The sequence below is a fragment of the Rhodococcus ruitaii genome (assembly GCF_055230935.1).
The window spans coordinates 24,313-46,383 of the sequence record NZ_JBUYWC010000005.1; the positions used below are offsets into that span (position 1 = coordinate 24,313).

Annotated in this window: 20 protein-coding genes; 5 read left to right on the forward strand and 15 right to left on the reverse strand. The window is 67.6% G+C overall.

What is annotated here, in order from left to right:
* Positions 1-471: 471 nt before the first annotated feature.
* A complete protein-coding gene (locus tag ACZI8W_RS08025) occupies positions 472-1,989 on the forward strand; it encodes a SulP family inorganic anion transporter (RefSeq protein ID WP_463367967.1) in 1,518 nt (505 codons plus the stop codon).
* 1 nt (position 1,990) lies between these two features.
* The gene (locus ACZI8W_RS08030) at positions 1,991-2,398 is read left to right on the forward strand and encodes a MerR family transcriptional regulator (RefSeq protein WP_463367968.1); all 408 of its coding nucleotides are present in this window, start codon (positions 1,991-1,993) and stop codon (positions 2,396-2,398) included.
* A gap of 202 nt (positions 2,399-2,600) precedes the next feature.
* Here the strand turns inward: ACZI8W_RS08030 and ACZI8W_RS08035 are convergent, their stop codons facing one another.
* From ACZI8W_RS08035 to pafA, 9 genes are all read right to left on the reverse strand, one after another.
* Positions 2,601-2,786: a hypothetical protein gene (locus ACZI8W_RS08035; protein ID WP_463367969.1), complete on the reverse strand. Its 186-nt coding sequence runs from the start codon at positions 2,784-2,786 to the stop codon at positions 2,601-2,603.
* A 695-nt stretch (positions 2,787-3,481) separates the two neighbouring features.
* Entirely contained in the window at positions 3,482-3,793 is a 312-nt protein-coding gene (locus ACZI8W_RS08040) for a hypothetical protein (RefSeq protein WP_463367970.1), read from the reverse strand.
* 90 nt (positions 3,794-3,883) lie between these two features.
* A complete protein-coding gene (locus tag ACZI8W_RS08045; protein ID WP_463367971.1) occupies positions 3,884-4,846 on the reverse strand; it encodes a DUF4333 domain-containing protein in 963 nt (320 codons plus the stop codon).
* Positions 4,847-4,988: 142 nt separating this feature from the next.
* Positions 4,989-7,721, reverse strand: a complete 2,733-nt coding sequence (locus ACZI8W_RS08050) for a DEAD/DEAH box helicase (protein WP_463367972.1) — start codon at positions 7,719-7,721, stop codon at positions 4,989-4,991.
* The gene (gene tatC, locus ACZI8W_RS08055; protein ID WP_463367973.1) at positions 7,718-8,647 is read right to left on the reverse strand and encodes a twin-arginine translocase subunit TatC; all 930 of its coding nucleotides are present in this window, start codon (positions 8,645-8,647) and stop codon (positions 7,718-7,720) included. The genes ACZI8W_RS08050 and tatC overlap by 4 nt, the downstream gene beginning before the upstream one ends.
* A gap of 99 nt (positions 8,648-8,746) precedes the next feature.
* Positions 8,747-9,007, reverse strand: coding sequence for a Sec-independent protein translocase subunit TatA (gene tatA, locus ACZI8W_RS08060; RefSeq protein WP_463367974.1), 261 nt, complete (start codon positions 9,005-9,007; stop codon positions 8,747-8,749).
* A 95-nt stretch (positions 9,008-9,102) separates the two neighbouring features.
* On the reverse strand, positions 9,103-10,098 hold the full coding sequence (locus ACZI8W_RS08065) for a helix-turn-helix transcriptional regulator (RefSeq protein ID WP_463367975.1): 996 nt from the start codon (positions 10,096-10,098) through the stop codon (positions 9,103-9,105).
* On the reverse strand, positions 10,095-11,126 hold the full coding sequence (locus ACZI8W_RS08070) for a helix-turn-helix transcriptional regulator (RefSeq protein ID WP_463367976.1): 1,032 nt from the start codon (positions 11,124-11,126) through the stop codon (positions 10,095-10,097). The genes ACZI8W_RS08065 and ACZI8W_RS08070 overlap by 4 nt, the downstream gene beginning before the upstream one ends.
* Before the next feature lie 47 nt (positions 11,127-11,173).
* Entirely contained in the window at positions 11,174-12,532 is a 1,359-nt protein-coding gene (gene pafA, locus ACZI8W_RS08075) for a Pup--protein ligase (protein ID WP_463367977.1), read from the reverse strand.
* A 61-nt stretch (positions 12,533-12,593) separates the two neighbouring features.
* Between pafA and ACZI8W_RS08080 the strand changes: the two genes are divergently transcribed.
* Entirely contained in the window at positions 12,594-14,099 is a 1,506-nt protein-coding gene (locus ACZI8W_RS08080) for a bifunctional phosphatase PAP2/diacylglycerol kinase family protein (protein WP_463367978.1), read from the forward strand.
* Here ACZI8W_RS08080 and prcA read toward each other — a convergent pair.
* The 5 genes from prcA to arc form a co-directional block, all read right to left on the reverse strand.
* Positions 14,084-14,860, reverse strand: a complete 777-nt coding sequence (gene prcA / locus ACZI8W_RS08085) for a proteasome subunit alpha (protein WP_463367979.1) — start codon at positions 14,858-14,860, stop codon at positions 14,084-14,086. The two genes, ACZI8W_RS08080 and prcA, sit on opposite strands and share 16 nt — an antisense overlap.
* Positions 14,857-15,711 carry a proteasome subunit beta gene (prcB, locus tag ACZI8W_RS08090; RefSeq protein WP_463367980.1) on the reverse strand — a complete coding sequence of 285 codons (855 nt, stop codon included), beginning with the start codon at positions 15,709-15,711 and terminating at the stop codon, positions 14,857-14,859. The genes prcA and prcB overlap by 4 nt, the downstream gene beginning before the upstream one ends.
* Positions 15,708-15,899, reverse strand: coding sequence for a ubiquitin-like protein Pup (locus ACZI8W_RS08095; protein ID WP_463367981.1), 192 nt, complete (start codon positions 15,897-15,899; stop codon positions 15,708-15,710). Before ACZI8W_RS08095 ends, prcB begins: the two co-directional genes overlap by 4 nt.
* Before the next feature lie 164 nt (positions 15,900-16,063).
* A complete protein-coding gene (gene dop, locus ACZI8W_RS08100) occupies positions 16,064-17,557 on the reverse strand; it encodes a depupylase/deamidase Dop (RefSeq protein WP_463367982.1) in 1,494 nt (497 codons plus the stop codon).
* Between the two features lie 117 nt (positions 17,558-17,674).
* The gene (arc, locus tag ACZI8W_RS08105) at positions 17,675-19,456 is read right to left on the reverse strand and encodes a proteasome ATPase (RefSeq protein ID WP_463367983.1); all 1,782 of its coding nucleotides are present in this window, start codon (positions 19,454-19,456) and stop codon (positions 17,675-17,677) included.
* 194 nt (positions 19,457-19,650) lie between these two features.
* On the opposite strand from arc, the gene ACZI8W_RS08110 reads away from it, so the two are divergent.
* Positions 19,651-20,145, forward strand: coding sequence for an MTB12 C-terminal domain-containing protein (locus ACZI8W_RS08110; RefSeq protein ID WP_463367984.1), 495 nt, complete (start codon positions 19,651-19,653; stop codon positions 20,143-20,145).
* A 27-nt stretch (positions 20,146-20,172) separates the two neighbouring features.
* On the opposite strand, the gene ACZI8W_RS08115 is transcribed toward ACZI8W_RS08110, so the two are convergent.
* Complete coding sequence (locus ACZI8W_RS08115; protein WP_463367985.1) at positions 20,173-21,024, reverse strand: tRNA (adenine-N1)-methyltransferase; 852 nt, start codon at positions 21,022-21,024, stop codon at positions 20,173-20,175.
* A gap of 165 nt (positions 21,025-21,189) precedes the next feature.
* On the opposite strand from ACZI8W_RS08115, the gene ACZI8W_RS08120 reads away from it, so the two are divergent.
* Positions 21,190-22,026, forward strand: a complete 837-nt coding sequence (locus ACZI8W_RS08120) for a thioesterase family protein (RefSeq protein WP_463367986.1) — start codon at positions 21,190-21,192, stop codon at positions 22,024-22,026.
* Positions 22,027-22,071 lie beyond the last annotated feature (45 nt).

The following is a 22,071-nucleotide window of genomic DNA, read 5'->3' on the forward strand; positions in this document are numbered from 1 at the left end:
GCAACCAACAGGACCCGGCATTCATCCCCGCCGCAGATCCAAACGCGACGATCATGACACGCCGACCGTGTCGCGGCGCCCATCATGCCGATGAGTACTCCAGCCGGACTTCGTGATCATGCTGATCGCGCAGCTTGACGCTAGTAATGGGGTGTCACCGGGATACGGCCGAATCCGGCATTCGCCCTGGTGATCACACGTGACCCCGCCTGACGGGCCTACTTGGCGTGGGCGGGGCAGAGCGGTCGGCGGCGGTGGGAGGTAGGTCACGTTCGGCCGCTCCCGCTCGCCACTCTACCCTCCCGTAAGGGTAGAGTGCGGTTCGCTGAGTGGTAGCTGATGTGTCCGGCAGCGTGGCCGACGCGATCGGCTCGTCACCCGTGACGGGGTCATCCACTCGTGTTCCCGACGACTTTCCGCGTGGCCCGGGTGTGCTCGCGTGCGCGTGAGTCCATGGATTGGAGTTTCCCGATGGTGTCGACGACACAACGGACGACCGACGAGGCGTCAGTGCTGGCCGCGTTGCGCAGCCCGGCCCGGTTACGGACCGAGATATTGGCCGGTGTGGTGGTCGCGCTGGCGCTGATCCCCGAGGCGATCTCGTTCTCCATCATCGCCGGCGTCGACCCGCGTGTCGGGTTGTTCGCCTCGTTCACCATGGCGGTGACCATCGCGATCGTCGGCGGCCGCCGCGCGATGATCTCCGCCGCGACCGGGGCGATCGCGCTGGTCATCGCACCGGTGGTCGCCGAACACGGTCTGGACTATCTGATCGCCACGGTCATCCTGGCCGGTGTGTTGCAGATCGTGCTCAGCGTGGTCGGCGTCGCCCGGCTGATGCGGTTCATCCCACGCAGCGTGATGGTCGGGTTCGTCAACGCCCTGGCCATCTTGATCTTCACCGCCCAGATCCCGCACCTGCTCGGGGTGCCGTGGCTCGTCTATCCGCTGGTGGCGGTCGGGATTCTGATCATGGTGTTGCTGCCGAAACTGACCAGTGTGGTTCCGGCGCCGCTGGTGGCGATCGTGCTGCTGACAGCCGCGACCATCGTGTTCTCACTGAACGTGCCCAACGTGGGTGATGAGGGTGAGTTGCCGTCAAGCCTGCCGACCTGGCTGGTCCCCGATGTCCCGCTCACCCTCGACACGCTGAAGATCATCGCGCCTTATGCCCTGGCCATGGCGTTGGTGGGTCTGCTCGAATCGTTGATGACCGCCAAGCTCGTCGATGACATCACCGACACCCACTCGGACAAGACTCGCGAGGGCTGGGGTCAGGGCGTAGCGAATGTGGTGACCGGGTTCTTCGGCGGCATGGGCGGCTGCGCGATGATCGGTCAGACCATGATCAACGTGAAGTCCTCCGGTGCCCGCACCCGACTCTCGACCTTCCTGGCCGGTGTGTTCCTGCTGATCCTGGTCGTCGGGCTCGGTGATGTCGTCGCGTTGATCCCGATGGCCGCTCTGGTTGCGGTGATGATCATGGTCTCGGTCGGTACGTTCGACTGGCACTCGATCTCCCCGAAGACGCTGCGTCGCATGCCGATCGCCGAGACCACTGTCATGGCGGTGACTGTCGCTGTCACCGTGGCCACCCATAACCTCGCCTACGGGGTGATCGCCGGTGCGCTGACCGCAATGGTCGCCTTCGCTCACCGCGTCGCGCATTTCACCGAGGTGGACGCGGTGTCCGAAGCCGACACCGACCATGACGGCGCGATCGATACTCGCGTGTACACGGTGCGCGGCGAGCTGTTCTTCGCCTCCAGCAACGACTTGGTCTACCAGTTCGACTACGCCGGCGATCCGGCCCATATCGTGATCGATATGTCGGATGCACACATCTGGGACGCCTCGACCGTGGCGACCTTGGACGCGATCACCACCAAGTACGCCGCCAAGGGCAAGACGGTGGAGATCATCGGCCTCAACCCGGCCTCGGAAGCCCGCCACGATCGGTTGTCCGGGCACCTGGCCGGTGGGCACTGAGATGGGTGCCGACTCCAGCGGCTACCTGCAGATCGGGCAGGTAGCCGAGCGCACCGAGTTGTCGCTGAAGTCGATCCGACACTGGGACGAGGTCGGGCTGGTGCAGCCCTCGGCCCGCTCGGCTGGCGGGTTCCGGCTCTACACCGAGGCCGATGTCGAGCGGATGCTGGTGATCCGCCGAATGAAGCCGCTCGGTTTCACTCTGGCGGAGATGAAGCAGTTGCTCGACGCGATCGATGTCCTCGACGATGCGGCGGCCGAGCCTGCCGCGCGGGCAGCGGCGCAGGTGGATCTGCTGGCGTTCAGGGACAAGGCGGCCGACAGCGCGGACCGGCTGCGCCGACATCTAGCCTATGCCGAGGAGTTCACTGGCTTGCTCACCACACGCACCTCGGAATCGCCGGCTTGATCCGGCTCCTCGCCGGGCAAACGGCCGGTACTCCGGGTGGGCGCTCGTTCATGGCTGGTCACGGTGGGCAGGCAGCGCCGCAGCGATCCCTGCGACGGCGCTCATGGCCGCGGCGATCAGCCAGAAAGCCCCGTCGTAGCCGACGGCCGAGTCCGCCGTTGCCGTGACCAGTGCCGCCGGCCGCACGGCCGCGCCGACTTGCTCATCGCATACGGGCCCGCGGGCGAGGTGGCGAGTCTGCGGTGATGACACCGGCCGCGACCACCGCCACGAGCACATCGACGGGAAAGTTGATCAGCAAGATGGCTCGCCACGAGGTGAGTTCGGTGAGGACACCACCGACCAGATTGCCCGCCGTCCCACCGGCCGAGCCGAGCGCGGTCCACACCGCCAGGCCTTCGTCCGTCCCGGTCTCTCCGCGAAGCTCGTGGTCAGAATCGTCAGCCCGGGTGGGACCTGTACGAACTCCGCTACTCCGGCCTCACACCTCTGCGAATTCGGCGCGAGCCTGCTCGAACTGATAGCCAAATCGCGACACCGTAAGGCCGAGGACCTGCGCCGCTACTTCACACCCTCCCCCAAGCAATGCGCGAACTGACCAGTCTCATCGGTTCCGGCGCTTCCCGCACCCACTGACCAGCTGCTACGCCATATCCGCCCGAAAATCGGCCGATACTACGGCGCCCCCAATGCGGTGGCGCGACGGCGGCGGCGATGCGCGCAGCCGAAGCCTGTGAGGCCGGTAGATCACGCGACCTGGGCGAAGTCGTCAGGGTCGACCCTGCGGCAAAGTTCGAATCTGACGAGCTCAACGAGCCCACCGAATGACTCTCCTCAACCCGCGGCCACATGTGGTGTCCTCCATCGTGACATGCCCAGGGCACGACGCCCGACAGTTGGGTCTTCGCGATCTCAGAGTGTTCGTGGCCCCAGCACCTGGGCCGGTCCGGGAGTGGTCCCCGAGGTCGTGGGTCAGCTTTTCGACCCGTCAGGTGGGACGTGAAGCGGCACCGTTGTTGTGGCCCCTGTCGACCGTTCCGGTGGGTAACGACGACAGGATGGGTGCGGTCAGGATGGGCGAACTCACCGGTACACGATCCACCCGAACAGCCCGCACTGGACGATCGCGTCGGAAACGTCGGCATCGACCAGACGGGGGTCCTCGCCACACACCGCGTCACGATGGTGGAGATGGTGGGCGTCGTCGTCACGGAGCAGCACATTGATCCCCCGCTGCGCGACGGTCCCGTCGACGATGTGGACCGTGCCACCGGTCTCGGTGATGCGTGCGGTGCCGACGCCGTCCCAGTCCTCGACCGTCGCCCACCCGGCGACTCCCCCACCCTCGATCGCCTCCCGCAGGACCTGACCTATCAGTTCACTCGTCGAGTCCACGCGGTCAGCGTAGCCGGAGCGCGACCCGGTGCCGGTGGAATCCATTTCTCAGCGGGGAGCGCGGGCGACACTCGTCTCCGGTGGGAAGGGTCAGTTCGGCCGGCTGACCTCGTAGGTGCCGTTGTCGTCGGTGAAGGTCAATGTCACCGACCGGTGCTGCCCATCGACGGTGAGGGTGCATTCGAAACTTGCCCCCGCCTCGACCTTCTGATCACCCGGGCACGACACGTCACCGACCTCCCCGGCGCCGTACGACTCGGTGAGGACCTGCGCCACCCCGGTCTGCGCGGCCTCGGAATCGAGCGTGGTGCCGCCCCCGAGGGTCATGAACCCGATCACCGCAACGATCACCACCACGACGGCCACACCGACACCACCGAGAATCACAGGCAGCTTCGACTTCCCCGCCGGTGCGCCGCCGGATTGCTGCTGCGGCTGCCACGGCCCGTTCCCACCGTGCTGGTGCGGTTGCTGACCCCACGTGGGTTGGCCGGCAGGCCCGGTACCAGGCTGCTGCCACGCCTGCCCGGGCTGCCCCTGCGGCGGCCATTGCTGCCCGCCCGCCTGGCCCGGCTGCTGGCCGCCCGGCTGCCCCCATCCGGGCTGCGCTGCCGGCGTCGCCGGCGCACCCCAGGGCTGTGCGCCGGCGCCCTGACCGGGTGCGGCACCCCACTGCGGGGCCTGCTGTTGCCCCCACTGATCGTTCGCCTGCGGAGTCGGACCGCTCGGCGGTGCACCCCACACGGCCCCGCCGGTCTGACCGGGCTGCTGCTGACCCCACTGCTGGTGCGGTTGCTGACCCCACTGCGCAGTGGGTGCCGCGGAATCACCGCCCGGAGCACCGCCCCACTGCTGCGTCGGTGCGGCCGCATCCCCGGCCGGCGCGTTACCCCACTGCGGTGCCGGGGCCGCCGCCGAATTACCCGGGGGCGCACCCCACTGCTGAGCCTGCGTCTGCGACGATGCATTGTCGGCGCCGGACACGGGCGGAGCCCACGGGTCCCGTGCCTGCTCGTTACCGTTCGGGTCCTGGGGTTCGTTCGGCCCGGTCATCGTCGCCTCCACTCGCCATCATTCATACGTTCACCGTCATGCCCACCAGCGATCGGTCCCCCGTGTGGCAGCGCGCGTATCAAACCACACCGACCGGCCCGGCGGGAGACCACCCACGTCCTGGACTCCACCGCGCCGCCGCTCATGCCGCGGTCACATCGACGGCGACAACCCCGCGACGGATAGCGCCGACCGCCCGCCCCGCCGTCTTCGCCACCGCCGGATCCTGCGCAATCGTGCGGATCTGATCGAGCAGATCGATCAACTGCCTGCACCACCGCACGAAGTCACCGGGCGACAGTTCACTGCCCGTCGCGACGGCCGCGAGCAGCGACTCCGTCAACGACGCGGTTCCCGCCCATGTGTATGCGGCGGACACGAACCCGAAATCCGGTTCGCGCGTCGTGGGCAGCCGGTGCCGCAGCTCATCGGCCCGCAGCTCGTCGCACAACCGCACCGTATCGGCCAACGCCCGCCGGATCGGGCCGGTCGGTCCCCGCACCTCCGGCACCTCGTCGCCACGCGACTCGAAGATCACCGTCGAGACCACCGCGGCGAGCTCCGCCGGCGCCAACCCCGCCCACACTCCGGTGCGCAGACACTCGGCGACCAACAAATCCGATTCGGTGTAGATCCGGGCGAGCCGTTCCCCCGGTTCGGTTGTCGACGGATCGTCCCCACCGGTGAGATACCCCCGCTCCGACAACAACGACACGATCCGCTCGAAGGTCCGCGCCAGCGAATCGGTGGTCGCCGCAGCCTTACGCCGCTGGTGTTCGGTGTCGCGCCGCAACCGGTTGTAGCGTTCCCCCACCCGCGCCAACGCCTCCACATCCGGGTTCTCCCGCGCCGGATGCCGACGCAGCGTGCGGCGCAGCGCATCGATCTCGCGGGTGTCGCCGCCGCTGCGGGACCTCTTCGCACGGCGTGGTGGGACGAGCCCCTTCGACCGCAACGCCGACGAGATGTCCCGCCGGCCACGTCCGGTGCGCGGATCGGCGTGCCGCGGCAACTTCAACCGGCCCAGCACCACCGCGGGAGTGGGGAAATCCCCTGCCGAGAGACGACCCGACCACCCGTCGGCGGTCACCACATACGGACGCGGATCGGTGACCTCACGGTCCGGGTCGATGATCACCGCCAACCCGGTGCGTCGCCCCGCCGGAACCGCGACGATCTCGCCGGGACGCAACGCCACCAGCGCCTGGACGGACGCCTGCCGGCGATCCTGCCGAGCCTTCCGTTCGTGCTGCCGTTCGGCGTCGGTCAACTCCGCGCGCAACCGCACATAATCGAAGATCTCACTGTCGGTGCCGCCGAGTTGCGCACTCATCTTCGCCAGCTGCGCCTCGTTGCGTGCGATCCCGCGGTGGGCCCCCACCACCGACTTGTCGGCCTGGAACTGGGCGAACGACATCTCCAGCAGCGCCCGGGACCGCTCCACCCCGACCGCGTCGATGAGGTTGACCGCCATGTTGTACGACGGGCGGAACGAACTGCGCAACGGGAAGGTCCGCGTCGAGGCCAGACCCGCCACGGCGGCCGGTTCCACCCCCGGCTGCCACAGCACCACCGCGTGTCCCTCGACGTCGATACCGCGACGCCCGGCTCGGCCGGTGAGCTGCGTGTACTCGCCGGGGGTGAGCTCGGCATGTGTTTCCCCGTTGTATTTGACCAACCGTTCGAGCACCACCGTGCGTGCCGGCATGTTGATCCCCAAGGCGAGGGTTTCGGTGGCGAACACGGCGCGCACCAGGCCACGCACGAACAGTTCCTCGACGGTGTGCCGGAACGCCGGCAGCATCCCCGCGTGATGCGCGGCGATACCGCGTTCGAGGGCGGTGCGCCACGACGCGAACCCCAACACCTCGAGGTCGGCCCGCGGCAATTCGCGGGTGTGCTCGGTGACGATCCGCCGGATCTCGGTGGCTTCCTCGTCGGTGGTCAGGTGCAACCCGGACCGCAGGCACTGCGACACCGCCGCGTCGCAGCCGGCACGGGAGAACACGAACGTGATCGCCGGCAACAGGCCCTCGGCGTCGAGCCGGGCGATCACATCGGGGCGAGGAATCGGCCGGTACGTGCTCCTACCACGGGACTGCCACCGTTCACCGTCGATGCTCGCGCGGCGCCGCACTTGCGCCGCCAGCTCCGGATCCACCACGACCGAGCGTCGACGCTCGGTCGTGGGAATCCCGGCGGGTTCGGCGCGGGCATCGAACAGGTCGTACATGCGTGGCCCGACCATCATGTGCTGATGCAACGGGATGGGGCGTACCTCGTCGACGACGACGGTGGTGTCGCCGCGCACCGTGGTCATCCACTCACCGAACTCCTCGGCGTTGGATACCGTCGCGGACAGGCTCACCAGCCGCACATCGTCCGGCAGGTGCAGAATCACTTCTTCCCACACGGCGCCGCGGAACCGGTCGGCGAGGAAGTGCACCTCGTCCATCACGACGTGGCTCAACCCGATCAGCGTCGACGACGACGCATAGAGCATGTTGCGCAGCACCTCGGTGGTCATCACCACCACCGGTGCATGCGGGTTGATCGACTGATCGCCGGTGAGCAACCCCACCGTGTCCTTCCCGTGCCGGGCGCACAGGTCCGCGTACTTCTGGTTGCTCAACGCCTTGATCGGGGTGGTGTAGAAGCATTTGGTGCCGGCCTCGACGGCCAGGTGCACCGCGAATTCCCCCACGACGGTCTTCCCGGCGCCGGTCGGTGCACACACCAGCACCGAATGCTCACCCTCCAGCGCGCGGCACGCCTGCCGCTGGAACGGATCCAGCGGAAACGACAGACCGGCAGCGAACGCATCCAGGTGCGGCGCTGCCTCATCTCTCCGAGAGGAGTCGGTGGGGCCGGTCACAGCGTGTCGGAATAGTCGGTGGAGGCCGGGGACGGCTTCTCGACCGGAGCGGGCTTCGGGATCGCCGAACCTTCCTCGTCGTCGAGATCACCCCAGCCTTCGTCGCGGGCCTTGCGGGCACGACGCTTGTCGTTCAGGCGCGCGATCTGAATGGAGAACTCCACCAGGACCGTCAACGCCAACGCCAACGCCAGCATCGAGAACGGATCCTGCCCGGGAGTGGCGATCGCTGCGAAGACGAAGACGGCCATGATCAATCCGCGGCGCCACGCTTTGAGTTTCGCGTAGGACAACATCCCCACGGCGTTGAGCGCGACGAGCACCAACGGAATCTCGAACGACACCCCGAAGATCACCAGCAGGTTGATCATGAACCCGAAGTACTCGGAACCGGACAGTGCCGTGACCTGCACGTCGTTACCGACGGTCAACAGGAACGACAAGGCGTGGGTGACCACGAGATAGGCCAGGACGGCCCCGGTGACGAACAAGATCGCGCCGGAGGTGACGAATCCGACGGCGTAGCGGCGTTCTTTCGAATACAGGCCGGGGGTGATGAACGCCCACAGCTGATACAGCCACACCGGGCAGGCGAGCACCACCCCGGCGGTCGCGGCGACCTTCAATCGCAACATGAACTGTTCGAACGGGCCGGTGGCCAGCAGATAACAGCCGCCGTCGCTGCTGAAGTCGGCGCGGGCCGACTCCGGCAGCGAACAGTACGGTTCGAGGAGGATCTCACCGAGACTCGACGTGCCGAACGGGCCGTGGCTATACCAGACGAATCCGGCGATGGTAGTGACGATCACGGCGGCGACGGCGATGAGGAGGCGCGTGCGCAGCTCGTAGAGATGCTCGACCAGCGACATGTTGCCGTCGGGATTTGTCTTGCGCCGACTGCGGCGTGGATCGAACGGGATGCGCACGGTGCGGGTCTCAGTTCCTGTCAGGGCCACCACTGTCGTGGGGCACTGGGGTCAGCGGAAACCGGGACACCCGGCGGGTGCCCCGGTGGGGAACGTCGGTCAGGCCGACCGCTGGTCGGGCTGAGGGGCCTGCTGCGTCGGGATCTGCTGGGTCGGCTCCGCCGCCGCAGGCAAGGGATTCGGCGCAGGCTGCGCAGCCGTCGTCGGAGTGTCGTCGTTCTGCATCTCCTTGACCTCACTCTTGAAGATCCGGAGCGAACGGCCCAGACCGCGCGCGGCGTCCGGCAGTTTCTTCGATCCGAACAAAATGACGACGACCAACGCGACGATGGCCCAGTGCCACGGGCTCATTGCACCCATTTACAACCTCCACTGATTGGCTCTGCATGATGCTACCGGACCGCAGCACACTCACGATCCAGCGAATGCTGTTCCGCGCAGTGTTCGTGCAGAGTTCACCGGACCGTGGTTCCTCCACCGGCGGCGCCGTCAGCCTCGAGTGCGGTGTACGCATCGAGCGCCGCGGCCGCTCGTTCCCGCACCGCGTCTCGCAGTGGAGGCGGTCCGAGCACACTCACCCCGGCACCGAGACCCACCACCAGCCGCACCAGCCACTCCGGTGATGCGAACCGCAGGACCGCCTCGCAACTTCCGTCCGAGCGCACCGTCACGTCGGTGAACGGATAGTAGTCGAGCAGCCACGTGTACGACGGGGCGATCCGCAGCCGGGCGGCCGGAAGCGACGGGTCGCCCGCGAACAGGTCGAGGTGCTCGCCGTCGTGGAGCGCACGACGCGGGGGTCGTGCGGATTCGTCGAGGATGCGGGCCGCATCGATCCGGTCGAACCGGAACAGTCGCACCCCCTCGGCCGTGCGACACCACGCCTGCAGATACGTGTGCCCATCGACGAGCACGATGCGAATCGGATCGACGTCGCGTTCGGACACGGTGTCGCGGGACGCCGAATAGTAGGTCAGGTGCACCACACGCCCGTCGCGCACCGCACCGCGTACCCGCGCGGCGACGGGATCGTCGGGAACCGGCACGGTCGCGGTGTCCGGTCCCGCCGCGGCACTCCCGGCGGCCGCCTCGATCTTGGCGATTGCGCTCTGCGCCGCCGTGGGATCGACCACGCCCGGCATCTCGAGCAGCGACCGCAACGCAACGAGTAGCACCGTCGCCTCGGTCGAGGTCAACCGCAGTGGCCGGTCGATGCCCGCGGTGAATGTCACCACGATGCTCTCCTCGGAGAACGACAGGTCGATCAGATCCCCGGGGCCGTAGCCGGGCAGCCCACACACCCACAATTGATTGAGATCGTCCATGATCTGTTTCGGGGTGACCCCCAGATCGCGGGCAGCGTCGGCCGCGCTGATCCCCGGCCGAGCCGTGAAATACGGCACCAGATTCAGCAGGCGGGTCAACCGCCCGGCCAGTCGGATACTGCTCATCGATGTTCCTCCCCGACCGTGCTGTCACCGACCGTGTCGTCTGCCGCGGTCGCACCGGCAACCACGCGCGCCAGGATCTGCCGCACCTCGTCGCGCAACTCGGGTGGGTCGAGCACCAACGCGTCGGCGCCCTGACCCGCGAGGGTACGGGCGATCCATTCCCCTGCACGTAGCGGCACCTCGAAGACACTGCCGTCGCGACCCCCGATCGGCCGAGGCCCGAGTTCACGGCCGAGGCGACGCACCTCGTACGCGCGGCCCGCGGCCACCCACACCCGCGCCGACCCCGTCACATCACCGGGTCGGGTCGCGGCCAGCACCCGGGCCCGCAGATCCACCGCCTCCGGGATCTGCACCGCACCCGGCTCCCCGACCCCGGTGACCTCGTCGGCGATCCGCGACAGACGGAACGTGCGGGTCGCGCCCCGGTCCCGGTCGTGCCCGACCAGATACCAGCGGCCGTGCACCGTCACCACACCCCACGGTTCGACGGTGCGCAGCGTCCACGGATCGGTGGGGGCACTGCGATGCTCGAACTGCACCGCCTGCCGCTTGTCGACGGCGGCGAGCAACTTCTGCAAGGCCGGTTCGGAACCGCGGGCCCGCGCCGGGATCGCCGCGACCGTGCCGGCCGGGTCCGCGTCGACCTGCACCCCGGCGGCCCGCAACTTGAGTAACGCGCCCTGCGCCGCCGACGTCAACTCCGGGGACTCCCACAACGCGGCCGCGACCGCCACAGCGGCGGTCTCTTCCCTGCTCAGCTCGATCTCCGGCAACGCATAGGCGTCCCGGTTGATCCGATAGCCCTCGACGGTCGAATACCGCGATGCCCACCCCGTCTCGAGCGGAATTCCGAGGTCGCGCAGTTCGTTCTTGTCGCGCTCGAACATGCGGCTGAACGCCTCGTCGCTCGCGCACTCTGCGTAACCCGCCACCGAGGCACGGATTTTTTCCGCGGTGAGGAACTGACGGGTGGACAGCAACGCGATGACCAGGTTGACCAACCGTTCGACTTTCGAAATCGCCACGGGCCAACCCTAATGCCCCCGGGTCTGTCCTCGTGTCGCGGTCGCCGCTACATCGAGGCGATGAGCCGATCGACCCGTTCGTCGACCGCCCGGAACGGGTCCTTGCACAACACGGTGCGCTGCGCCTGATCGTTGAGCTTGAGATGTACCCAGTCGACCGTGAAGTCGCGACCCGCTTCCTGCGCCGCCGCGATGAAATCGCCACGCAACTTCGCGCGGGTCGTCTGCGGCGGCGTCTCCACCGCCCGATCCACCGATTCATCGGTGGTCAACCGCGTCGCCAAGCCTTTGCGTTGCAACAGATCGAACACCCCCCGGCCGCGTTTGATGTCGTGATACGCCAGGTCGAGTTGCGCGATCTTCGGATCCGACAACTCCAAGGTGTAGCGGTCCTGGTACCGCTGGAACAGTTTGCGTTTGATCACCCAGTCGACCTCGGTGTCGACCTTCGCGAAATCCTGCGATTCGACAGCGTCGAGCACTCGGCCCCACAGGTCCACCACCTGCGCCACATGCGCATCCGGCTCGCGGTGCCGCAGATACTCCACCGCCCGCGCATGGTATTCGCGTTGGATGTCGAGGGCACTGGCCTGCCGGCCCCCTGCCAGACGCACCGGGCGCCGGCCGGTCATATCGTGACTGACCTCCCGGATCGCGCGAATCGGATTGTCCAACGCGAAATCGCGGAACGAGATCCCCGCCTCGATCATCTCGAGCACCAGCGCCGCCGACCCGACCTTGAGCATCGTCGTGGTCTCCGACATGTTCGAATCGCCCACGATCACATGCAACCGCCGATACTTCTCGGCGTCGGCGTGCGGTTCGTCGCGAGTGTTGATGATCGGTCGGGACCGGGTCGTCGCGGAGGAGACACCCTCCCAGATGTGCTCGGCCCGCTGCGACAGGCAGAACGTGGCCGCCTTCGGCGTCTGCAACACTTTCCCGGCCCCGCAGATCAACTGTCGGGTCACCAGGAACGGCAACAGCACGTCGGAGATCCGGGAGAACTCCCCGACCCGCGCCACCAGGAAATTCTCGTGGCAGCCGTACGAATTCCCGGCGGAATCGGTGTTGTTCTTGAACAGATAGATGTCGCCGCCGATACCTTCCTCCGCGAGACGTTCCTCGGCGTCGACGAGCAGATCCTCGAGCACCCGCTCCCCGGCATGATCGTGCTCGACCAGCTGAAGCAGATCGTCGCACTCGGCGGTCGCGTACTCCGGGTGGGAACCCACATCGAGATACAGGCGTGCCCCGTTCCGGAGGAACACATTCGAGCTGCGACCCCACGACACCACCCGCCGGAACAGATAGCGGGCCACCTCGTCCGGGCTCAACCTGCGATGCCCGTGGAAGGTGCACGTGACGCCGAACTCCGTCTCGATACCCATGATTCGTCGCTGCACACTTCGACAGTACCGCGCGCACGTTACGCCGAGAGGGTGCAACGCATCTACAGTGCCAGCTGTGACCTTCCGTCAGCGTCCAGCTGTGACCTTCCGTCGACACACCCGCGAGGCCGACCGCATCCTCTTTGCGCTCACCGACCGTGTCCCCACCACCGTCGACCCGCTCTTCCGGCGCCTGACGCGCAGCGCCGACCACAGTGTCCTGTGGATGGGTTGCGCCGCTGTGGGCGTGCTGTGTGGGGGCCGTGCCCGCCGCGGCGCGGTGCGCGGTGTGGCGTCGGTCGCCGGGGCCAGTGCACTGGCCAACGGCATCCTCAAACCGCTGCTGCCGCGCCGACGGCCCCCGGCCCGCACCGATCCGCGGTTTGCGCGGCGCCTCGTGCCGATCCCGACGTCCTCGTCGTTCCCGTCCGGGCATGCCGCCTCCGCGGCCGCGTTCGTTACCGGGGTTGCGCTCGAATCACCGGCCGCAGGTGCAATCGTGGCGCCCCTGGCCGCGGCCGTCGCCTATTCACGGGTCCACACCGGGGTGCATTGGCCCGGCGACGTGCTGTTCGGGGCCGCCATCGGATCCGCGGTCGCACTGTCCACCCGGCGCTGGTGGGCGGTCCGCGCCGCCGAACCGGCCCGCGCCGACACCGCCGCCGACGCCCCGGCACTGCCCGCCGGTGCGGGACTGCTGGTGGTGGTCAACCCACAATCCGGCACCGGCTCCGGCACCGCCGATGCTCTCGCCGACCGGCTTCCGCGCGCCCACATCGCCGAACTCGAAGCCGACACAGACCTCGACGGATGGCTCGAGCAGCTCGTCGCCACCACACGACCACAGGCGCTGGGTGTGTGTGGTGGGGACGGCACCGTGCAGACCGTCGCCGCGATCGCCCACCGTCATGATCTGCCGCTTGCGGTGTTCCCCGGCGGCACCCTCAACCATTTCGCGCTCGACGTCGGCGCCGGCACCCTCGACGACACGGTGCGGGCCGTGACCGACGGGCAGGCGGCGCGCGTCGACGTGGGGGCGATAACCGTCCACGGCCCCGACGGGCGCACCGAACAGCTCTTCGTCAACACCGCCAGCCTCGGCGGCTACCCGGATTCGGTGCGGCTACGGGACAAGTGGCAACCGCGGATCGGGAAATGGCCCGCGGCCGCCGCCGCGATGATCACGGTGCTCGCCACCGCCGAACCGATCCGCGCGCGGGTCGACGGCACCGAGATGGCGCTGTGGTTACTGTTCGTGGGCAACGGCTGCTACCGGCCCACCGACCAGGTACCGATGTCGCGGACCGCGCTCGACGCCGGAACCCTCGACGTGCGCTACCTCCGTGCGGATCGACGCTGGTCACGCACCCGACTGTTGGTTGCCGCGGCCACCGGCACCCTCGGTGCCAGCAGCGTGTACCGGCAGCGGGACGTCACCTCGCTGTCGGTGCACCTCGACGGGCCGCCGGTCGCGTTGGCGACCGACGGGGAGGTCAGCGCCGACGGTACCGCCTTCGAGGTGACGACGGTGCCGTCGGCGCTGACCGTGTATCGGCTACCTGACGCTCAGCTCGCGCCCTGATCGGGGTCGCCCCCAGCGGCCGGAGCATCCGGAGTGGTGGCCGGAGCAGGTGCGGCGGGCAGCAGCACGTCGAGGGCCGCGCCGGAGATGCGGCGGAACGCGCGCCGAGGCCGAGACCGCTCGAGTACCGCTACCTCCAGCTCCCCACGACCGAGGACCCGACCCGCGGAATCCGCCCCGGTGGACGTGCCCTTCTGCAGCGCGGACACCGCCACCTGCACCGCCTCCGCCAACGCCAGGCCCGGACGGTACGACTCACGGACCGCCGTCAGGATCGGTTCGGTGTTGCCGCCCATGACCACGAACTGCGGTTCGTCGACGATCGATCCGTCGTAGGTGATGCGATACAGCTGCGCCGACTCGGTGTCGCGGGCCTGACCGACCTCCGCAACACAGATCTCCACCTCGTACGGCTTCGGCTGATCGGTGAAGATCGTCCCGAGGGTCTGCGCGTACGCGTTCGCCAGCGACCGTCCCGTCACATCACGCCGATCGTACGAATAGCCGAGCATGTCGGCCCGCATGATCCCGGAGCGTCGCAACGCCTCGAACTCGTTGTACTTACCGACTGCCGCGAACCCCAGCCGGTCGTACAGTTCACTGATCTTGTGCAGCGCCTTCGACGGATTCTCCGCCACGAACACCACACCGTCCGCGTAGATCAACGCGATCACACTGCGGCCCCGCGCGATGCCCTTCCGGGCCAGCTCCGAGCGATCCCGCATGATCTGCTCGGCGGACGCGTAATACGGCAACGTCATCGGGCACCTCCTGCAGTACGGTCGACCACGATTGCCTGCGCCAACTCGGCCAGATCCGCGTCCGGGACTACCACCGCCCCGGCCTCGGTGACCGCCACCGCAGTCGGATAGATCCCGCGGGTCGTGTCCGGACCACCGGTAGCCGAATCGTCATCGGCCGCGTCGTACAGCGCTTCGACGGCGCTGCGCAACGCGGTCGCCTCGTCCGCGTCGGCGCGGTAGAGCTTCTTGAGCGCCGACTTCGCGAACACCGACCCCGAACCCACCGCGTGATAGCCGGCACGTTCCTCGTAGCGGCCACCGACCACGTCGTACGACACGATCCGTCCCGCGCGACGCGCATCCGCCGCATCCACATCGAACCCGACGAGCAACGGCACCACCGCCAGACCCTGCATGGCCGCACCGAGATTGCCGCGCACCATCGACGCGAGCCGATTCGCCTTACCGTCGAAGGTCAGCGACACACCCTCGATCTTCTCGTAGTGTTCGAGCTCGACCGCGAACAACCGCACCATCTCGACGGCCAGCCCTGCCGTGCCGGCGATACCCGCCGCCGAATACGCGTCGGTGACGAACACCTTCTCCACGTCACGTGACGCAATCATGTTGCCCATCGTGGCCCGCCGATCACCCGCGAGGATCACACCCGAGTCGAACGTGACCGCCACGATCGTCGTGCCGTGCGGCGCGAGTTCCCCGACACTACCGAGCTCACGCGCGAACCGGTGCTCCGGCAACAACTCCGGCGCATATGCCCGCAGATGATCGGTGAACGACGACAACGGTGACGCGAGGTGCAGGCGCCCCTGCACCTCGCGGTAAGGAAGCGAGGATCTGTCCGCTGTCACTGGCCACCCTTCTGCACGTATGCCCGAACGAAGTCCTCTGCATTCTCCTCGAGCACATCATCGATCTCATCGAGGAGATCGTCGGTCTCCGAGGCCAGCTTCTCACGGCGTTCCTGACCCGCACCGCCGTCGCCGGTCGCCTCGTCGTCGTCTCCGCCGCCACCGCGTGTCGTCTGCTCCTGCGCCATCGCCGCGACCTCCTCCTGCACTCGAGTGGCACACGATCCCGGTCGGCGACCGTGCCGCGCACCACGACATTGATCTCCACACTACCGAGCAGACGGCACTGCGCGCGGCGTCCCGACGCGTGTCGCTGCCCCGACCACCGCGCCCCTACGGAACGATCCGATCGTCAATGAGTGAGTTGATCGACCAACTCCGCCGCGGACTGCGCCGTCTCGAGCAGTTCCCCGACATGGCTGCGGCTGCCCCGCAACGGCTCGAGCGTCGGGATCCGCACCAGCGACTCACCACCGAGATCGAAGATCACCGAATCCCACGAGGCCGCCGCGATATCAGCGCCGAACCGGCGCAGGCACTCGCCCCGGAAATACGCGCGGGTGTCCGTCGGCGGAGTGTGCACAGCGTCGAGCACCTGCTGTTCCGAGACGAGACGCTGCATCGAACCGCGGGCCACGAGCCGGTTGTACAGGCCCTTGTCGAGCCGCACATCCGAATACTGCAGATCCACCATGTGCAGCCGCGGCGCCGACCACGCCAAACTCTCCCGCTGCCGGAACCCTTCGAGTAGCCGGAGTTTCGCGGGCCAATCCAGCAGATCCGCGCATTCCATCGGATCCCGTTCGAGCAGATCGAGCACCATCGCCCACTTGTCGAGAATATCGACCACCCGCGCATCGTCGGTGCCGTCATGGAACTTCGCGGCCCGCTCATGGTACAGACGCTGCAACGCCAGGCCCGTGACCTCCCGGCCATCCGACAATGCCACCGTCTTCCGCAGCGTCGGATCGTGGCTGATGTGATGCACCGCCGTGACCGGCCGCGCCAACTGCAGATCCGACAGATCGATACCCGCCTCGATCAGATCGAGCACCAACGCCGTCGTGCCGACCTTGAGGTACGTCGACATCTCCGCCAGATTCGCGTCACCGATGATCACATGCAGCCGCCGATACTTGTCGGGGTCGGCGTGCGGCTCGTCGCGGGTGTTGATGATGCCGCGCTTGAGCGTGGTCTCCAACCCGACCTCGACTTCGATGTAGTCGGCGCGTTGCGACAGCTGGAAGCCGGGTTCGTCCCCGGACTGCCCCATCCCCACCCTCCCGGACCCGCACATCACCTGCCGTGACGCGAAGAACGGGGTCAGGCCCGCCACCACCGCCGAGAACGCGGTGTCCCGCGCCATCAGATAGTTCTCGTGCGTCCCGTAGGAGGCGCCCTTGCCATCGACGTTGTTCTTGTACAACTGCAGGCGCGGCGCCCCGGGCACACTCGACGCGTGCCGTGCCGCGGCCTCCATCACCCGCTCACCGGCCTTGTCCCAGATCACCGCATCGAGCGGGTCGGTGACCTCCGGTGCCGAGAATTCGGGATGGGCATGATCGACATACAGCCGCGCCCCGTTGGTGAGGATCATGTTGGCCGCACCGACCTCGTCGGCGTCGATCACCGGCGCCGGACCGTTGAACCGCCCCAGATCGAAACCGCGGGCGTCCCGCAGCGGTGACTCCACCTCGTAATCCCACCGCGTCCGCTTCGCGCGCGGCACCCCCTCCGCCGCCGCGTACGCAAGGACCGCCTGGGTGGACGTGAGGATGGGGTTCGCCGTGGGGTCACTGGGCGACGAAATCCCGTATTCGACCTCGATACCGATGATCCGCTGCATACCGTCGAGACTAGGTGATCGATGACCCGGCGCCAGCGCGGCGGGCCCGGGAAACCCGAGAGTTCGATGCCGCAGCCCACCACGGCACCGTCCTCGGCCGGGCATCCGCGCCCGTCGCTACAGGTACTGGCCGGTGTTCGACTCGGTGTCGATCGCGCGACTCGTACTCGCGTTCTTCCCCGTGACCAACGTGCGGATGTACACGATCCGCTCGCCCTTCTTCCCGGAGATCCGCGCCCAGTCGTCGGGGTTGGTGGTGTTGGGCAGATCCTCGTTCTCGGCGAACTCATCGACGATCGAGTCGAGCAGATGCTGCACCCGCAGACCGTTCGTGCCCGTGTCCAGCACCGCCTTGATCGCGTACTTCTTCGCGCGGTCGACGATGTTCTGGATCATCGCGCCCGAGTTGAAGTCCTTGAAATACAGGACCTCCTTGTCGCCATTCGCGTAGGTGACCTCCAGGAACCGATTCTCCTCCGACTCCGCGTACATCCGATCGACGACCCGTTCGATCATCGCCCGCACACACACCGTCCGATCGCCACCGAACTCGGCGATGTCATCGGCGTGCACCGGCAACTGCTCGGTCAGGTACTTCGAGAAAATGTCCAGCGCCGCCTCAGCGTCGGGACGCTCGATCTTGATCTTCACGTCGAGCCGGCCGGGCCGCAGGATCGCCGGGTCGATCATGTCCTCGCGGTTGGACGCACCGATGACGATGACGTTCTCGAGGCCCTCGACACCGTCGATCTCACTGAGCAACTGCGGAACGACCGTCGTCTCCACATCCGACGACACACCCGAACCGCGGGTGCGGAAAATCGAATCCATCTCGTCGAAGAACACGATCACCGGGGTGCCCTCGGATGCCTTCTCCCGGGCCCGCTGGAAGATCATCCGGATGTGCCGCTCGGTTTCACCGACGAACTTGTTGAGCAGTTCCGGGCCCTTGATGTTGAGGAAGAAGGACTTGGCCTCCTTCGAATCCTCACCGCGGGCCTCGGCGATCTTCTTCGCCAGCGAATTCGCGACCGCCTTCGCGATGAGCGTCTTACCGCACCCGGGTGGTCCGTACAGCAGTACACCCTTCGGTGGCCGCAACGCATACTCGTGGAACAGATCTTTGTGCAAGAACGGCAACTCGACCGCATCCCGGATCTGCTCGATCTGGCGACCCAGGCCACCGATATCGCCGTAGTCGACGTCCGGCACCTCTTCGAGCACCAGATCCTCGACCTCGGCCTTCGGGATCCGCTCGAACGCATACCCGGCCTTGCTGTCGACGAGCAACGAGTCACCCGGCCGCAACGTGAACCGGTCACCGTTCTCATCGGTGACCTCCTCGACCGAGGGGTCGAGTGCGCGGGCAGCGATCTGCGCCAGTGGCTCCGACAACCACACCACCCGCTCCTCGTCGGCATGCCCGACCACCAGCGCGCGGCGCCCGTCGTCGAGCAGTTCACGCAGTGTGGTGATCTCACCGACGCGTTCGAACCCACCGACCTCGACCACCGTCAGCGCCTCGTTCAGACGCACCGTGACGCCGGTTCGAAACGATTCGATCTCGAGGTTCGGGGAGACACCCACCCGCATCTTGCGACCCGAGGTGAACACATCGACGGTGCTGTCCTCGAACGCCTCGAGCAGAACCCCGTACCCACTGGGTGGCTGACCGAGCCGATCGACCTCTTCGCGGAGCGTGAGGAGCTGCTGACGCGCCTCCTTGAGGGTCTCGAGGAGCTTTCCGTTACGGACCGTGACCGACTCGAGCCGCGATTCGAGGTCGCGGACGCGATCGGACGGTTGGGTGAGCCTGGTCCGGAGGGCGACTACCTCAGCGCGCAGTTCTTCGAGTTCCCGTGCGGCAGCACCCGAATCCGGATTCTCTGACGAGGTCATGTGCGACTCCCTCCACTTGGTCATTCCACGCTACCGGCAGTTCGCCGAAAGTGGGGGGCGACACGAAATCCTCGTGTTGCGAACGCGTGTCGCCTCTGTCACGGGTCCACAGCGACGCACCCACCACCGCACTGTTAGCCTTACCTAATCTCGACGTTCGTGCCGTCTCGTTTGTTCCCGAAAGGACTTCTCCTGTGAACACCCGCACCCGCTGGGCCGCTGCGGCCACCGTCCTCGCCGTCACTGTATTGCCCGCATGCTCCACAGACAGCGACACCCCCGCAGAGGAGCCGACCAACACCACCAATGCCGCGGCACCCACCGCGACCACCGCGACCACCGGCACCGCCGAGACCCCCGTGACAGCCGCCGAACTCCAGACCCCGATGGACGTATTCTTCGACCCCGCCGCCCCCGTCGACGCCAAGATCGCCGTCATCGAGAACGGCGCGGCCCGCACCGCCCTGATCACCCAGTTCAACGAGGTACTCACCGGCTACCCGCTCACCGCCACGGTCGGAGAGGTGACCGGAGTCGACGACACCACCGTCACCGCCGTCACCGAGGTCGCCGGACCTCACGGCGGCGCGCCCCTGACCCTCACCTTCACCGAGGCCGACGACGCGTGGCTGCTCGCCGACGACAGCACCTGCTCCCTCCTCGAAATGGGCAACCTCACCTGCGAGTGAGCCGGCACCTCGCCATCCGACGGCGCCTCAGCCCTTGCTGGGGCGCCGCTGCGGCTTCGGAGTGACCGTGCCCTCGGCCAACTTGCGGGCCGACACCAAGAACGCGGTATGCCCCTGCATACGATGTTCCGGCCGCACCGCCAACCCCACCACATGCCAGCCCCGCACCATCGACTCCCACGACCGCGGCTCGGTCCAGCACGTCTGCTCCCGCATCGCCTCCACGACCTTCGACAACTGCGTGACCGTCGCCACATACACGATCACCACACCACCGGGCACCAGCGCATTCGCCACCACCGGGAGCGCATCCCACGGCGCCAACATGTCCAGCACCACCCGATCCACCGGCCCCTGCTGCTCGACGTCGTACGATGCGACATCGGCGACCGTCAGATCCCAGTTCCCCGGGCGCTCCCCGAAGAACGTCTCCACATTGCGCACCGCATGCACCGCATGGTCATCGCGCACCTCGTACGAGACCACCTTGCCCTCCGGGCCCACCGCCCGCAGCAACGAACACGTCAACGCACCCGAACCGGCACCCGCCTCGAGCACCCGCGCCCCCGGGAACACGTCCCCCTCGTGCACGATCTGCGCTGCATCCTTCGGATAGATCACCTGCGCTCCGCGCGGCATCGACAGCACATAATCCACCAGCAGTGGACGCAACGCCAGATACGGGGTGCCGTTCGTCGACGTCACCACCGTGCCCTCGTCCGTGCCGATCAGATCGTCGTGCACGATCCCACCGCGATGGGTGTGAAACTCCTTACCGGACTCGAGCACCACCGTGTACTTGCGGCCCTTGGCATCGGTCAGCTGCACCCGATCCCCCACCTCGAACGGTCCGCTGCGCCCGAGTCCGCCTACTGCCATCGCCGTGCCACCTTCACTCACCCGCAACCGCCACGCCCGTGACGCCCAGACCCGACACGGTGCCAGGCCACACCCCACCCTGCCAGGTGACCACTCGAGACCCGCCACACACCCGCGTGCCATCATCGGACACCACCCCTCGAGACGATCCCGGAGACCGACCGCGTGAGCGACACCGCCTACTTCCTGCCCATCCCCGCGCCCGAGAGCACACGCGACGGCACCCCGACCGACCCCCATATCGAATACTTCCGGCCCACCGCCCACACCGTCAGCACCTGGGGCCCCGACCTGCAGCACGGTGCACCCCCGTCCGCGTTGCTCGTCCGCGCCCTCGAACGACACCACCCACGCCCCGACATGCGACTCTCCCGCATCTGCATCGACCTACTCGGCCCCGTACCGTTGACCGACCTCGAAGTCCGCACCCGCATCGACCGGCCCGGCCGCCGAATCGAACTCGTCGTCGCCGAACTGTGGGCCACCGCCCCCGACGGCACCACCCGCGCAGTCGCCCGCGGCACCGGATGGCGCCTCCAGACCCACGACCTCCCCGACGTCGCCCGCACCGCCGAACCGGCACTCGCCCCCCTCGACCACACCGCAGCACCCACCGACATGCCCCTGTTCGGACTCGACGGCTACATCGCCACCCTCGACTGGCACATCGTCACCCCACTCGGCGTGCCGGGACCGTCCGCGGCATGGGTCCACGCCCGCGTCGACCTCGTCGAAGGGGAGCCCCTCACCCCCCTCGAACGACTCTTCACCGTCGCCGACGTCGCCAACGGCATCGGCTCCAAACTCGACCCCACACACTGGCTGTTCCTCAACACCGACCTGACCGTGCACCTGTTCCGCGAACCCGACAGCCACTGGACCGGCATCTCCGCCGAAACCTCCGTCGGCCCCGACGGCATCGGCATGACCACCGGCGTCCTCCACGACGAACACGGCCCACTCGGACGCATCACCCAGAACGTGCAAGTGCGGCCCCGCTGACACGGAACCGCACCTGTCACCTAGCCCCCGCAGCGGGAGCATCAC

Bases quoted from the DNA above. Each gene is read 5' to 3' on its own strand.
- ACZI8W_RS08025 (WP_463367967.1), top strand. From the start codon at position 472: ATGGTGTCGACGACACAACGGACGACCGACGAGGCGTCAGTGCTGGCC.
- ACZI8W_RS08030 (WP_463367968.1), top strand. From the start codon at position 1,991: ATGGGTGCCGACTCCAGCGGCTACCTGCAGATCGGGCAGGTAGCCGAG.
- ACZI8W_RS08045 (WP_463367971.1), bottom strand. From the start codon at position 4,846: ATGACCGGGCCGAACGAACCCCAGGACCCGAACGGTAACGAGCAGGCA.
- tatA (WP_463367974.1), bottom strand. From the start codon at position 9,007: ATGGGTGCAATGAGCCCGTGGCACTGGGCCATCGTCGCGTTGGTCGTC.
- ACZI8W_RS08065 (WP_463367975.1), bottom strand. From the start codon at position 10,098: ATGAGCAGTATCCGACTGGCCGGGCGGTTGACCCGCCTGCTGAATCTG.
- prcA (WP_463367979.1), bottom strand. From the start codon at position 14,860: ATGACGTTGCCGTATTACGCGTCCGCCGAGCAGATCATGCGGGATCGC.
- ACZI8W_RS08095 (WP_463367981.1), bottom strand. From the start codon at position 15,899: ATGGCGCAGGAGCAGACGACACGCGGTGGCGGCGGAGACGACGACGAG.
- dop (WP_463367982.1), bottom strand. From the start codon at position 17,557: ATGCAGCGGATCATCGGTATCGAGGTCGAATACGGGATTTCGTCGCCC.
- arc (WP_463367983.1), bottom strand. From the start codon at position 19,456: ATGACCTCGTCAGAGAATCCGGATTCGGGTGCTGCCGCACGGGAACTC.
- ACZI8W_RS08115 (WP_463367985.1), bottom strand. From the start codon at position 21,024: ATGGCAGTAGGCGGACTCGGGCGCAGCGGACCGTTCGAGGTGGGGGAT.